Here is a 14,860-nt window from a genome sequence, read left to right as displayed (position 1 = left end):
ACTTTTGTGCTTTATAAAGTTTATTAAAGCAATTATAATGTAAAAGTATTGTTTTTTCAGTCAAGTTAAAGATTTAATAGCATAAGTAACTTAGTATATTGTATACTTTCTCTTATTTTTGTAATAATGCATAATCTGTTTTTAAATCATATTCCAGAAAATTCAAAATTGCTAATTCAAGATTTGATTGAAGAAACTAATGTGTTTATAAAAGTTAAAGCAGAACGAAAAACACGACATGGTGATTATAGGAGATTACCTAATGGAAAACATCAAATCACCATAAATTCAAACTTAAATAGTTACCGTTTTTTAATCACTTTAATTCATGAAATTGCACATTATAAAGCATTTCAAAAATATGGTAGATATATAAAACCTCATGGTATAGAATGGAAGCGAACATTTCAGCAGTTAATGTTACCGTTTTTAAATCCTGAAATTTTTCCAACAGCGCTATTACCGCTTTTAGCAAACCATTTTAAAAATCCAAAAGCATCTAGCGATACAGACGTGCCTTTAGCCTTTGCTTTAAAGCAATTTGACGAACCTAATGATAAAACCTTTATTTTTGAAGTACCTTTAGGGCAAACATTTAAACTGTACAATGGCAAACATTTTATAATGGGCAAAAAGCGCGTAAAACGTTACGAGTGTGCCGAGATTAAAACAGGACGATTATATTTATTTAACCCAAACGCAGAAGTAGAACTGATAAACCAAAACCAATGAATAAAAATTATTACGCCATATTAATGGCAGGAGGTGTAGGCTCAAGATTTTGGCCCGTAAGTACGCAAGATTTCCCTAAACAGTTTCATGACATGTTAGGAACTGGAGATACATTAATACAAAAAACCTTTCAACGACTATCACATTTAATTCCAAAAGAAAATATTTTAATTTTAACCAATGAGCGTTATAACGATTTGGTTTTAGAGCAGTTGCCAGAAGTAGAGCAAAGACAAGTAGTTTTAGAACCTGCTATGCGTAATACAGCACCTTGTATTTTGTATGCGTCTTTAAAAATTCAAAAAGAAAACCCAGATGCGGTAATGATTGTGGCGCCTAGTGACCACTGGATAGAGGATGAAACTACGTTTTCTAAAAATGTAAAAGATGCCTTTGATTTTTGCGAGAAAAATGATGCGTTAATGACGTTGGGTATTCAGCCTACTTTCCCAAACACGGGTTATGGTTATATAGAGTTTGATAAAACATCTAATAACACCATAAAATCTGTAAATCAATTTAGAGAAAAACCAGATTATGAAACAGCAAAAGAGTTTATAGCACAAGGTAATTTTCTTTGGAATGCTGGTATTTTTATGTGGAGTGTTAAAAGTGCAGTAAACGCATTTAAGAATAACCAACCTGTATTATTTGAATTGTTTGAAACAGGAATAGAAAGCTATAATACCGATGCTGAGCATAACTTTATAAAAGAGAATTACCCAAAAGCAGAAAATATTTCGGTAGATTATGCTATCATGGAAAAATCAAATAATGTATATGTAATTGCGGCAGAATTTGATTGGAACGATTTAGGGACTTGGGGAAGTTTGTACGATAAATTAGATAAAAACGACTCTAATAATGCTGTTGTAAAAGCCAGAACATTAACTGAGGATGCATCGGGCAACATGATAAAAACTGCAAATAATAAGATAGTAGTTGTAGATAGTTTAAACGATTATATTATTGTTGATAAAGAAGATGTATTACTCATTTACCCTAAATCTAAAGAACAAGATATAAAGAAAACACTACAAAAGGTGAAAGATAAATTTGGAGAGCAATACGGGTAATAGATAGATGCATCGTATTCTAAATTGTATTATATTGCATTTAAATGAAGCAATTTAAATACAATGGAAGAAAATAAGTTTAATTTTTCTGAGGAAGAGGCTGCGGTAAAAAGAGAACAAAATGTTGAGCAATCTAAACAAGAAGTAAAAAAAGATGCTCAAGGTTTATTTGCTAGTATTTCTAAATTTTTAAGTGAACTTTTAGATTTTAGAGATGATACCGATAGGGTTGCTACTATTGAAGCTATAAAAAACGATATACCTTTTAAAGGGGCTACAGCTTGGATTTTAATATGTTCTATTTTTGTAGCTTCTATAGGTTTAAATGCCGACTCTACTGCCGTAGTTATTGGTGCCATGTTAATTTCTCCATTAATGGGGCCAATACTTGGTGTTGGTCTTTCTATTGCTATAAATGATATAGATACGCTTAAGAAATCTATGATAAACTTAGCTACAATGATAGTTTTAAGTTTATTAGCTGCGTTTTTATTTTTTAAATTCTTTCCTACAGCAGATATTATGACCAATGAATTATTTGGTCGAACAAAACCTGATGTTAGAGATGTACTAATCGCCTTCTTTGGTGGTGCTGCATTAATAATAGCAAGAACAAAAAAGGGAACTATTGCATCTGTTATATTTGGTGTAGCTATAGCCACTGCTTTAATGCCACCATTGTGTACCGCTGGTTACGGTTTAGCTCATAACTTCGATATTTTTGTAGGTGCCATGTATTTATTCACCATAAATACTATTTTTATTGCGCTTGCAACGTTTTTAGTTTTAAAAATATTACGCTTTCCAATGCTTAGATATGCAAATTCTAAAAAGCGTAAACGTATTGCACAATTAGCTTCTTTTATTGCTATTTTGGTAATGGCGCCTGCAATTTGGACATTTGTAAAATTTATTAGACAAAGTGGTTTAGAAAGTGATTATAATAATTTTATGAAAATTGAAATTGAGCCTAACGATGAGTTGTGGTTACAAAAAGGTACACCAAATTGGAACGATAAAAGTATTACGCTTTATTTTAATGGTGAAGTGTCTGAAGCTACTGTAGCAGATTTATCAAACGAGATAAAGAACTACGAGAAAATAAAAGATTTTTCACTTAATATAAAAGGCAATAAAAATAGAAGTTTTGATAAAATTTCAGACGCTTACGATAGAGCAATACGAGATTTAGATAATAAAGACAATATTATAATAGGACTTCAAAGACAAATTGAGGAATTGCGAAGTAACATTACCAATCTTAATCAGCAAATAGAATCTAAAACTAACAATGTAGGTATATCTTTTTCAAACTTATCACGGGATGCTAAGGTGCGATTTAAAGATTTAGAATATTTTGGGTATTCAAAAATGCTTACTTCTAAAGATTTTATAAACATCGATACCATTTCAGTAGTACGATTACAATGGAATAAACGTCTTTTAGATACAATTAGAGATAAAAACGAAAGTGAATTGAAGGCTTGGTTAATTAAAGAACTTAAAGATGATAACGTGTTTATTTTAAATAAGTAATTACTATCATTTTAAGACGACAAAATTATTCATTTTCCTCCAAATACATTTTACGTACTTTTTTAAATAAGTTTGAAGAATACACAAAATCGGTAACCACTTCATTGTCTGTTTTGAAGATAGTTTTGTTAGAGCCTTCCCATGCTTTTAAACCATGTCTTAAAAAAACTATTTTCTCGCCTATTTCCATAACAGAATTCATATCGTGAGAATTTATTACTGTAGTTATTTGGTATTCATCTGTAATTTCTTGAATTAAATTATCAATTACAATTGCCGTTTTGGGGTCTAGTCCAGAGTTGGGTTCATCACAAAACAAATATTTTGGTTTGTTAACTATAGCGCGTGCTATGGCAACTCGTTTTTGCATACCACCTGATGCTTCACTTGGCATTTTATGATGCGCATCTGGTAAATTCACGCGTTTTAAAACAAAATCCACACGATCCATCATTTCACTTTTACTTTGTTTGGTAAACATTTTAAGTGGAAACATAACGTTTTCAGCAATAGTTAAAGAATCAAAAAGTGCACTTCCTTGAAATACCATACCAATTTCGGCACGCATGTTTCGTTTTTCATCTTCAGATAGTTGAGAAAATATCTTGCCATCATAAGCAATAGTGCCAGCTTCATAATTAAATAAACCTAATAGACATTTTAAAAACACTGTTTTTCCAGAGCCACTTTGCCCAATTATAAGGTTGGTTTTTCCTTTTTCAAAAGTTGTACTAATGCCTTTTAAAACTTCGGTATCACCAAACGACTTATGTAAATTATTAACTTCTATCATTAGCTTAACAACATTTGGGTGAGTAAATAATTTAAAATAATAATGGCCACACTAGTCCAAACAAACGATGTGGTACTAGCTTTACCAACTTCAAGCGCGCCACCTTTCATGTAAAATCCATGATACGATGGTATTGTAGCTAATAAAAATGCAAATACAAGTGTTTTTATAAAGGCATATGCCACATGGAAGGTTTCAAAATCTAGTTGAATTCCAGTTATATAATCTTCTAAAGAGCTAAAACCACCATACACACACGCCGCCATACCTCCTAAAATACCTAAAAACATAGCTATAGATATTACAAAAGGGTAGAGTAATAGCGCGATAAATTTTGGAAACACCAAGTAGTTCAAAGAGTTAATTCCCATAACCTCTAGTGCATCAATTTGTTCAGTTACACGCATGGTACCGATACTAGACGTTATAAAAGATCCAACCTTTCCTGCCATTATAATAGACATAAATGTAGGTGCAAACTCTAAAATGATAGATTGTCTTGTTGCAAAACCTACCAGAGATTTAGGAATAAATGGATTGTCTATATTTAAAGCCGTTTGTATGGTAACAACACCACCAACAAAAAAGGCAATAAATGCAACTATACCTAAAGAGCCGATAATTAAATCATCTATATCTTTTAATATCAATTGTTTCATTACGCTCCACTTTGTAGGCTTTCGAAACATCTCAATAATCATTAAAAAATAGGCTCCTATATTATGTAGGTAAGTCATATAAAAAGTTATGTATGCTAAATTAAAAAAAACTTAGGGGTATTTAACCTTAATTTTAAATAATGATGTTTTAATATGTGTATTTTTGAAAATCTTAAAATTTAATTGGAATGAAGTATCAAGCAGTTCTATTCTTTGTTTTAGTATTTAATCTTTTCGCCAGCGCCCAAGATGACAAACCTAAGTTAGTTGTGGGTATTGTGGTAGACCAAATGCGCTATGACTATTTAACCCGATTTTATGATAAATATGGTGAAGGTGGTTTTAAGCGTATAATTAAAGAAGGTTTTAATTGTAAAAACAATCATTTTAATTATGTGCCAACTTATACTGGGCCAGGTCATGCCTCAATATACACAGGAACAACGCCTAAGTATCATGGAATAATTGCTAATAATTGGTATGATAAACAAACTAAAAAAACAGTGTATTGTGCAGGCGATAGTACTGTAATAGCAGTGGGGACTAGTTCAAATAAAGAACGTATGTCGCCACACAGAATGAAAACTACCACTTTTGCTGATGAAAATAGATTGTTTACCCAAATGCAAGGGAAGAGTATTGGGATTTCTATAAAAGATAGAGGTGCCATTTTGCCCGCAGGTCATTCTGCTAATGCGGCATATTGGTTTAGAGGAAAAGATGAAGGTAGCTTTGTGTCTAGCTCTTATTTCATGAAAGAATTACCTAGGTGGGTAAAGGCATTTAATTTTTCAAGAAAAATTGAAAGTTACATGAAAATATGGGATACGTATTATGATATTTCAACCTACACGGAAAGCGGTAAAGATTTAAATGAGTTTGAAGGTGGTTTTAAAGGAAAAAAAACAGCAACATTTCCATATAATTTAAAAAAATTGGCCAAAGATAATATGGGTTTCGATATTTTGAAAGTTACTCCTTTTGGTAATAGTATTGTTGCAGATTTTGCTATTGAAGCTATAAAAAATGAAGCTTTAGGAAAAGATGATTTTACCGATGTGCTTACTGTTAGTTTTTCTAGTACAGATTATATAGGACACAATTTTGGTGTTAATTCAAAAGAAATAGAAGACACATATATTAGATTAGATAAAGATTTAGAACGTTTTTTAAAGGTTTTAGATACAGAAGTAGGAGAGGGAGAATATACCTTGTTTTTAACTGCCGATCATGGGGCAGTTAATGTGCCAGCATATTTAAAGTCTGCAAAAATACCAGCTGGTTATGTTGCCCGTGATGAACGAAAAGAAAAGTTTAATAAGTTTTTGATAGATAGTTATGGTACTGTTGATATTGTTGAAAATATTAGCAACAATCAAATTTTCTTAAATAGAGCGATGGTTAAAGCCTTGGATTTGGATTTAGAACAGGTTCAAAAAGATATTGCTAATGCGCAACTTACCTATGCACATATTTACAAAGTATACACCGCTACCACTATGAGTACGGTGTTCTTTGGAGATGGTATAGAACGCTTATTACAAAACGGCTATAATCAAAAACGCTCTGGAGATGTTTTATTAGTTGATGATCCATCATTTATAGCGTATTCTAGAACAGGTTCTACACACGGTAGCGGCTTAAATTATGATACCCATGTGCCATTATTGTTTTTTGGTAAAGGTATTACTAAGGGGCACACCTATAAAAAAACTGAAATTACCGATATTGCACCTACTATTTCAGCATTATTAGGTATTAGTTTCCCTAATTTTACTGTAGGACAACCTTTATATTTTATTATTGAGTAATGAGAAAACGCCCTTGGTTTACAGTTTTAGCCCTTGTAATTATTCTTGGAATTTATGCATATGAGTATTTTTTAGTTGAAGAGGACAAAGCAGACATAATTACAGAAGGAAAAAAAACAAAAACAGATACAAACGAATATTTTTTACCATCAAGCACAACACAACAAATTATTCATCATAATGGGTATTCATTGTCTTATAGTGAACCCCATGAACAAGCCGAATGGGTAGCTTACGAGCTTAAAAAATCACACCTTTCAACTACAAACCATAAACGTCCGTATTTTGAAATTGATAAGGCCGTAAAAACAGGAGCAGCAAGTTGGAGAAACTATAAAGGTTCTGGTTACGATCGCGGACATTTATGTCCGGCAGGTGATAAACGCTACTCTAAAGAAGCACACGACGAAACTTTTTTAACCAGTAATATTAGTCCGCAAGAACATCAATTCAATTCTGGTATTTGGAATAAGTTAGAACAAAAAGTACGGTATTGGGCAAGAAAATACGATGGTGTTTTTGTAGTAACGGGAGGTGTTTTAAAAGAACAAATGAAAACGATTGGTAAAGAAGATGTGTCTGTTCCAAATCAGTTTTATAAAGTTTTGATAGATAATAATTCTGGAAAAACTAAAATGATTGCGTTTTTAATGCCACATAAAGCTTCTAAAAAACCATTGTACAAGTTTGTTGTATCAGTTGATGAGATTGAAAAGTTAACAGGTATAGATTTTTTTCCAGAATTAGATGACGCTATAGAGAATAAATTAGAAGCTTCTAGTAGTTATAAGGGTTGGAGTTTCTAATAACTTGTTTGTAATCCCCTCGAATCTGGGAATCTCATAACATATAATTAATGGTTTTTATTTTTGGAATTTATTCAGCATCCCCTTCCAGCGTAAATTTCTAATAAATTCACCCTCTTTTTCAGAAACTAAAAAATCAATATTATCTTTTTTAGCTTTAAAATAACCAGTTACATAATCTTTAAAAAGTAAAAAGCTTTTCTTTTTATAGGCTAATTTTAAAGCAGAAATTAAAGTAATGATAAAACCATAACGCATTTTATACATAGCTTCACCTTGTAAATATTTTGAGGCTTTATTATAGCTTATCCCTGTAGGTTTTAAATGTTTTACATGAAGCGTTGTATCAGTTAAAATTTGCCAACCATAATATTTAGCCAAAAGTTCATCAACAGTATCCCAACCCATAGAAGATTTTAATTGCCCTATTTGATGAAAACAATCTTTTCTATAAGCTTTCAAAGCACCGCGAATATGGTCTTTTCTGGTTAAGTTTTCTAACACCCAATCTTTGTTTTTTTTAATATAGCAAAATCCAGATGTCATACCTAATCGGGTATTTGTTTTAAAATGAAAAGCTAGTTTTTCTAAATAGTTTTCAGGAAAAATTAAATCTGCATCAAACTTACAGATAATATCATAATCATCATCTAAAATGGAATAACCTTTATAAAACGCATTTATAATTTTAGATCCGGGTAGATGTTTATCAGACGATTGATTATTTATAAGAGAAATAAAATGATGCTTTTGTGCATAACCATCAACGACAGCTTCTGTGTTGTCAGTTGAATTGTCATTAACAACAATTACACGTTTTGGTTGTAAAGTTTGTTGAATCAATGAATGTAATGTTAAGCCGATTGATTTGGCTTCGTTATGTGCAGGTATTACGATGTAGAAGTTCAAATTCTAAATTCTTTCGGCATAAATAATATAATATCTCGGAGTAAACCTTCTCAAAAGAGGGCGGACACCTATTTTTTTTGTTGGGTTAGTCCATTTTTTACGATCTATAATCTTCCAACCAGATTTTTCGAGAAGCCAATCAAATTGCCAATCTTCAAATTCGTGATAATGTCTATCTAGCATATCTGTTTTACTTCTATATGCAGATGAAAACCATAATTTAAGCGGGATACTTGCGACTAATTTATCAGCTTTAATAGATTTTAAAACTGTAAAAGGAGATAATAGATGCTCAAAAATTTCGAATGCAGTAACCACTTCAGCGTTTGAAGATTTAATGTTTGATGTGTCTATATCTAAATCTTCTCCTTTTGTGTTTTTTACGGAATATCCATGCTGCTGCATTATTTCAGTAAATGGATTTACAACACCTAAATCTAAAATCGTTTCAGAATTGGTTATGTGTTTTTGTAAAAATTCTATGGTGTGTTTAAAGCGTTTGTTTGGAAATGTGTTTTCGTACATTATTACTGCTTATAAACTATAGCATTAATATTCATACCTGCACCAACACTTGCAAAAATAATAACATCACCATCATTAATGCTTTGATTTTCAATATCATCATTCAAAATTAAGTCATATAATGTAGGCACTGTGGCTACACTAGAATTACCTAGTTTCCCAATACTCATCGGCATAATACCTGCTGGCATTTCCATATCATGAAGCTCGTAAAAGCGTTTTACGATAGCTTCATCCATTTTTTCATTGGCTTGATGAATCAATATTTTTTTAACGTCATCTATAGTATAGCCACTTTTATCTAAACAAGATTTCATAGCTAGTGGCACGTTGGTTAAAGCAAATTCATAAATCTTTCTACCATACATTTTAATATAGCGTCTATTTTCTTTTATTTCAGGATTATTAGTTTCTCCAAAATAAATAAAATGAGCTTCGTCTAAGGCAAAAGTAGCAGTTTCGTGTGTAATGATGCCACCTTCAGCATCAGACGATTCAATAACTACTGCACCAGCGCCATCACTGTAAATCATAGAGTCTCTATCATAAGGATCTATAACTCTAGAAAGTGTTTCGGCTCCAATAATCAAACACTTTTTTGCTATTCCAGCTTTAATAAATGCATTGGCTTGTATCACACCTTCCACCCAGCCTGGGCAGCCAAAAAGTAAATCATACGCAACACATTTAGGGCTTTTTATACGCAATAAATGTTTAACACGAGAGGCTAAACTAGGTACGGTATCACTTTGTTGACTATCATGCCTCACATCTCCATAGTTATGAGCAACGATAATATAATCTAAATCTTCTCGATTAATATTTGCCTTTTCAATCGCTTTTTCGGCAGCAAAAGAAGCAATGTCTGAAGTGTTTAAATGATTTTTAGCATAACGGCGTTCATCAATACCCGTTATGGCTTTAAATTTTTTAACGATTACTTCACTTGGTGCTTTAATGGCAGACCCATCAGCATTTAAAAATTCATGATCATGAAAGTTCTCGTTTTTCTCGATGTTAGCGGGAATATAGCTTCCTGTACCAGTAATTTTGATAGTCATAGATAGAAAAATTGCGTTTAATTATTCAATCAATAGCAATATAAATTTGTTTTACATAAGGTGCAATACTATTTCAAATAAATTTACGATGTTCAAACTGTATTTTATACCTCGGCATAAGCTTCAATTGGTGCGCAAGTGCATATTAAATTTCTGTCGCCATAGGCATCATCTACACGTCTTACCGTTGGCCAAAATTTATTAGAGCGTACATATTCTAAAGGAAATGCTGCTTTTTCTCTTGAGTAAGGAAAATACCATTCATCTGATGTAATCATCTCTAAAGTGTGTGGTGCATTTTTTAAAACATTATTAGGTTCATCTATAGAAACAGTATCTATTTCGTGTTTTATAGCAATCATGGCGTCACAAAAACGATCCATTTCTGCTTTACTTTCGCTCTCAGTAGGTTCAATCATCATGGTGCCTGCAACTGGAAATGATACCGTTGGTGCATGAAAGCCGAAATCCATTAAACGTTTTGCAATATCTGTAACTTCAATACCATTATCTTTAAAAGGGCGACAATCTATAATCATCTCATGCGCTGCTCTTCCTTTTTCACCAGAATATAAAGTTTCGTAATATCCTTCTAAACGATGCTTAATATAATTCGCATTTAAAATGGCAATTTCGGTAGATTGGGTTAAACCTGATGCACCTAGCATTTTGATATAACCGTAAGATATTAAACATGCTAATGCAGACCCAAAAGGTGCAGCTGAAATTGCAGTGATAGCATCTTTTCCACCAGTTTTAATTAAAGGATTTCCAGGTAAAAAAGGCGCTAATTGTTTTGCAACACAAATAGGGCCAACACCAGGGCCACCACCACCATGCGGAATTGCAAACGTTTTGTGTAAGTTAAGATGACAAACATCTGCACCAATATTACCAGGGTTTGTTAAACCAACTTGTGCATTCATGTTTGCACCATCCATATACACTTGTCCGCCATTATCGTGTATAATTTGGGTGATTTCTTTAATTGCAGATTCGTAAACCCCATGCGTAGAGGGATACGTTACCATAAGCGCAGATAAATTAGCTTTATGGAGTTCTGCTTTTTCTCGTAAATCTTCAACATCGATATTGCCTTCTTCGGTAGCTTTAGTAACTACAACTTTCATACCTGCCATTACAGCACTTGCAGGATTTGTACCATGTGCAGATGAAGGTATTAAACATATATTTCTGTGAGTATCACCACGAGACTCATGATAAGCCTTTATCACCATTAATCCAGCAAACTCACCTTGCGCACCAGAGTTGGGTTGTAGTGATGTTGCAGCAAAACCAGTAATTTCAGTAAGTTGGTCTTCTAATACTTTTAAAACCTCAAGATAGCCTTTGGCTTGTTTTAAAGGTACAAACGGGTGTATGTTTGCCCATTTAAAAATACTTAATGGTAACATTTCTGAAGCCGCATTTAGCTTCATGGTACAAGATCCTAAAGATATCATAGAATGATTTAATGCTAAATCTTTACGTTCTAAAGATTTAATATAACGCATTAACTCTGTTTCAGAATGGTATTTATTAAAGACATCGATCGTTAAAAAAGGTGAAGTTCTAGCTATGTTTATATCAATATTATTTGCTGGTGAAACTTCAGAAATTTCAATACTATCTTTTCCTGCGGCTTCAGCAAATATGGAGATTAAATAATTTATATCTCTAATAGAAGTTGTTTCGTTGATTGAAATTGTAACTGTTTTTTTATCAGGATACCAAAGGTTAACTTTTTTGTCAGTAGCAATTTTCTTTATTTTTTTTGCTTTAGTCTTTATGTTAAGTGTGTCAAAAAATGAGGTATTAGTTTGCTCGTAACCCAAAGATTCTAAAACCTCTGCAAGTTTAGAAGCTTTGTTATGAACTTTGTTAGCAATAAACTTTAGTCCTTTTGGACCATGATACACCGCATACATACTAGCCATTACAGCTAGTAAAACTTGAGCAGTACAAATATTAGAGGTGGCTTTATCGCGTTTAATGTGTTGCTCGCGGGTTTGTAAAGCCATACGTAAGGCGCGTTTACCGTCAGTATCTTTTGTAACACCAATAATACGCCCAGGTATATCACGTTTGTAGGCTTCTTTGGTTGCAAAATAAGCAGCATGTGGGCCACCATAGCCCATGGGTATACCAAAACGTTGGGTTGTACCTACAACAACATCAGCTCCAAATTTTCCGGGTGCTTCTAATTTTATCAAGCTTAAAATATCAGCAGCAACGGCTACTTTTATTTCAGATGCATTGGCTTTTTCTATAAAAGATTTAATGTCTGTTATTTGTCCGTCTTTTCCTGGATACTGTAAAATTGCACCAAAAAATTCTGTAGAAAAATCAAAATCATTCTCTTTTCCAATTACTAATTCTATACCAATAGGTGTAGACCTTGTTTGTAGAAGAGATAAAGTTTGCGGTAAAATTTGTTCTGAAACAAAAAATTTATTGATACCAGCTTTCTTCTGCGGGCGACTTCTAACGGCAAATAACAAACTCATGGCTTCTGCAGCAGCTGTACTTTCGTCTAAAAGTGATGCGTTAGCAAGTTCCATACCAGTCAAATCTGTAACCATAGTCTGGAAGTTTAAAAGTGCTTCCAAACGTCCTTGAGCAATTTCAGCTTGGTAAGGCGTATAAGCGGTATACCAACCAGGGTTTTCTAAAATGTTTCTTTGGATAACTGCTGGCATTACAGTAGGGTGGTAGCCTAAACCTATATATGTTTTTCTAGCTTTATTTTTTTTAGATAATTCGTGAATATGCAATAAATACTCATATTCTGTCATTGGGTCTTCTAAATTCAAACCATTTTTTAAACGAATATCATTTGGTATCGTTTCGGTTATTAGTTCATCTATAGTATCTAAACCTATGGCGTTTAGCATCAATTTTTGGTCTTCTTCACGCGGACCAATATGTCGTAAAGCAAAAGCATTTGTGTTCATTCAAAGCAAAATTTATTACATAATTTGCAAAATTAGTGAATATCTGAAAGGTTTTATTCAAGAAAATCGAAAGTTTTTAACCATTACATGCATTTATTAACACATTGCTTATTTTTACAGTATGAAGGTGTTTCAACAACTTTTAAATTTTTATATCAATGCTAGTATACACGTAGCTTTATCTGTATATGCGTTTGCATATTTAACACTTATAATATTTGAAATTGATTATGATGAAACAGTGTTGTATTCAGTATTTTATGCCACTATAACAGGGTATAATTTTGTTAAGTATTTTGGGTTAGCTAAATTTCATCATAGAAGTTTAGCAGGTTGGTTAAAAGCTATTCAAATATTTTCACTTATTTGTTTTTTATTAATGTGCTATTATTTGTTGCAATTACCAACAAAAACACTCCTATATATTGCGGCTTTTGCTGTTGTAACTTTTTTTTACGCTATACCTTTTTTGCCAAAAAAGCTTTTTATAGACAATCATCAGAATTTAAGAAGTATTGGAGGTTTAAAAGTATATGTAATAGCTTTAGTGTGGGCGGGTGTAACTGTTTTTTTACCAATATTAAATAATAAACTACCTGTAAACACAGATGTTATACTTACAGGAATACAGCGCTTTCTTTTCGTTATACTATTAATGTTGCCTTTTGAAATTAGAGATTTAAAATTTGATAGTTTAAAACTTTCAACAATACCACAACGCATAGGAGTGATACCAACTAAGCTAAGCGGAGTGGTATTGGCTATTATAATTTTTTTATTAGAATTTTTTAAAGACGTGTTGTTAGAAAAACACATCTTAGCACTGTCTATTACACTGTTGGTAACGGTAGTCTTATTACTATTATCTAAAGTAAACCAAAACAAATATTACAGTGCATTTTGGGTAGAAGGTATACCTTTGTTTTGGCTTATATTACTTAACTTAATTAGTTAATTATTTTGCTCCTGTTTTAAAGCTTCTTCAAATTTATTTTTGAAGTTACTTTTTACTTCATTATTTAAACTAATAACCTTTTTATTATTAGTAGTAGCTTTCATCATTTTACTCAATTTCGTGTTGTTAGCAGTGTAGTTTCTACACGCTTTACAATAAATTAAATGGATATTTAATTTAATCATGTCCCATAATGATGCCTCTTTGTATTGATTCTTATCACACACATGGTTAGCCTCATCACACGGTATAAATATTTTATTTTTCTTACTCATAACTTTAAAACCAATTTGCTTTCAGGCAATCCGCCATAGCTGTTCTTGCTCTATGGATAATAACCCATAGGTTAGACGCTGTAATATTTAATTCATTACAAATAACTTCAGTTTCATAATTTAAAACTGTTTTCATTCTAAAAATTTCCGCTTGTTTAATAGGTAATTTACCAAGGCAATTTTGTATAGCATCACCAAGCTCGTTATTTTGCAAGTTGTCTTCTGCATTTTTATCAAATGGGTCAGCAACACGTTCCTCTAACCAATCACCCTCACTTTCAGAGTCATTATAATTAATTCTAACTTCTGCTTTTCCTTTGTTAGAATTTATTTTACGGTAATGGTCAATAATTTTACGTTTCAGAATAGAAATTAGCCAAGTACGTTCACTAGCCTCACCTTTAAAATTTTTCATGGATTTTAATCCAGCAAAAAAAGTTTCCTGTACCAAATCTTGAGCAATTTCACGATCGCTAACACGCGTAATGGTGTAATTAAAAAGGTAATCAGAATAAAGGTCTATCCATTTATTAGGGTCTATCGAGTGTTTGGGCATTAGCGCAGCTTTTTTTTAGAATTTCAAAAATAAGGTAAAAAATTGAATTTATATAAATGAAGCTTAATACATTATGTTTTTTTGGGCGTTACCCCAAAGGGGTCGGGCTTTCCGTTATATCTTTTGTTTTGTCTTGTTTTATAAAAAGCCGCTTTATAAAATCAGTTTTGTAAGTTAAACCAACATAAGTATTTATAAAAAATAAAAACAAA

14 protein-coding genes are annotated in these 14,860 nt (G+C 32.1%); 6 read left to right on the top strand and 8 right to left on the bottom strand.

Going from position 1 to position 14,860, the window contains the following annotated elements; all coding sequences use genetic code 11:
• Positions 1-126 precede the first annotated feature (126 nt).
• From ACKGJY_RS04325 to ACKGJY_RS04315, 3 genes are all read left to right on the top strand, one after another.
• A complete protein-coding gene (locus tag ACKGJY_RS04325; RefSeq protein WP_413972626.1) occupies positions 127-732 on the top strand; it encodes a SprT-like domain-containing protein in 606 nt (201 codons plus the stop codon).
• The gene (locus ACKGJY_RS04320) at positions 729-1,808 is read left to right on the top strand and encodes a mannose-1-phosphate guanylyltransferase (RefSeq protein ID WP_413972625.1); all 1,080 of its coding nucleotides are present in this window, start codon (positions 729-731) and stop codon (positions 1,806-1,808) included. The genes ACKGJY_RS04325 and ACKGJY_RS04320 overlap by 4 nt, the downstream gene beginning before the upstream one ends.
• Before the next feature lie 63 nt (positions 1,809-1,871).
• On the top strand, positions 1,872-3,344 hold the full coding sequence (locus ACKGJY_RS04315; RefSeq protein WP_413972624.1) for a DUF389 domain-containing protein: 1,473 nt from the start codon (positions 1,872-1,874) through the stop codon (positions 3,342-3,344).
• 25 nt (positions 3,345-3,369) lie between these two features.
• On the opposite strand, the gene ACKGJY_RS04310 is transcribed toward ACKGJY_RS04315, so the two are convergent.
• Complete coding sequence (locus tag ACKGJY_RS04310; RefSeq protein WP_413972623.1) at positions 3,370-4,137, bottom strand: ABC transporter ATP-binding protein; 768 nt, start codon at positions 4,135-4,137, stop codon at positions 3,370-3,372.
• Positions 4,137-4,874 carry an MlaE family ABC transporter permease gene (locus ACKGJY_RS04305; RefSeq protein WP_413972622.1) on the bottom strand — a complete coding sequence of 246 codons (738 nt, stop codon included), beginning with the start codon at positions 4,872-4,874 and terminating at the stop codon, positions 4,137-4,139. The genes ACKGJY_RS04310 and ACKGJY_RS04305 overlap by 1 nt, the downstream gene beginning before the upstream one ends.
• A gap of 110 nt (positions 4,875-4,984) precedes the next feature.
• On the opposite strand from ACKGJY_RS04305, the gene pafA reads away from it, so the two are divergent.
• Together pafA and ACKGJY_RS04295 are read left to right on the top strand one after the other, a co-directional pair.
• On the top strand, positions 4,985-6,607 hold the full coding sequence (gene pafA, locus ACKGJY_RS04300) for an alkaline phosphatase PafA (protein WP_413972621.1): 1,623 nt from the start codon (positions 4,985-4,987) through the stop codon (positions 6,605-6,607).
• The gene (locus ACKGJY_RS04295) at positions 6,607-7,413 is read left to right on the top strand and encodes a DNA/RNA non-specific endonuclease (RefSeq protein WP_413972620.1); all 807 of its coding nucleotides are present in this window, start codon (positions 6,607-6,609) and stop codon (positions 7,411-7,413) included. The genes pafA and ACKGJY_RS04295 overlap by 1 nt, the downstream gene beginning before the upstream one ends.
• Before the next feature lie 57 nt (positions 7,414-7,470).
• Here the strand turns inward: ACKGJY_RS04295 and ACKGJY_RS04290 are convergent, their stop codons facing one another.
• The 4 genes from ACKGJY_RS04290 to gcvP form a co-directional block, all read right to left on the bottom strand.
• Positions 7,471-8,322, bottom strand: a complete 852-nt coding sequence (locus tag ACKGJY_RS04290) for a glycosyltransferase (protein ID WP_413972619.1) — start codon at positions 8,320-8,322, stop codon at positions 7,471-7,473.
• Positions 8,323-8,325: 3 nt separating this feature from the next.
• The gene (locus tag ACKGJY_RS04285) at positions 8,326-8,847 is read right to left on the bottom strand and encodes a methyltransferase (RefSeq protein ID WP_413972618.1); all 522 of its coding nucleotides are present in this window, start codon (positions 8,845-8,847) and stop codon (positions 8,326-8,328) included.
• 2 nt (positions 8,848-8,849) lie between these two features.
• Positions 8,850-9,908 (bottom strand): 3-oxoacyl-ACP synthase III family protein, encoded by a 1,059-nt coding sequence (locus tag ACKGJY_RS04280; RefSeq protein WP_413972617.1) that lies wholly within the window; start codon positions 9,906-9,908, stop codon positions 8,850-8,852.
• A 104-nt stretch (positions 9,909-10,012) separates the two neighbouring features.
• Positions 10,013-12,862, bottom strand: a complete 2,850-nt coding sequence (gcvP, locus tag ACKGJY_RS04275) for an aminomethyl-transferring glycine dehydrogenase (RefSeq protein ID WP_413972616.1) — start codon at positions 12,860-12,862, stop codon at positions 10,013-10,015.
• Positions 12,863-12,983: 121 nt separating this feature from the next.
• Here gcvP and ACKGJY_RS04270 point away from each other — a divergent pair, with 121 nt between their 5' ends.
• Positions 12,984-13,817: a hypothetical protein gene (locus tag ACKGJY_RS04270; protein WP_413972615.1), complete on the top strand. Its 834-nt coding sequence runs from the start codon at positions 12,984-12,986 to the stop codon at positions 13,815-13,817.
• Here ACKGJY_RS04270 and ACKGJY_RS04265 read toward each other — a convergent pair.
• Positions 13,814-14,092, bottom strand: a complete 279-nt coding sequence (locus tag ACKGJY_RS04265) for a glycine dehydrogenase (protein WP_413972614.1) — start codon at positions 14,090-14,092, stop codon at positions 13,814-13,816. The two genes, ACKGJY_RS04270 and ACKGJY_RS04265, sit on opposite strands and share 4 nt — an antisense overlap.
• A 4-nt stretch (positions 14,093-14,096) precedes the next feature.
• Entirely contained in the window at positions 14,097-14,648 is a 552-nt protein-coding gene (locus ACKGJY_RS04260) for a sigma-70 family RNA polymerase sigma factor (protein ID WP_413972613.1), read from the bottom strand.
• Between the last annotated feature and the right edge of the window lie 212 nt (positions 14,649-14,860).

Source organism: Hyunsoonleella sp. 2307UL5-6 (assembly GCF_047345485.1).
Lineage (GTDB): Bacteria > Bacteroidota > Bacteroidia > Flavobacteriales > Flavobacteriaceae > Jejuia.
The sequence above is the reverse complement of the archived record's forward strand: the minus strand, read 5'-3'. Positions and strand labels throughout refer to the sequence as shown.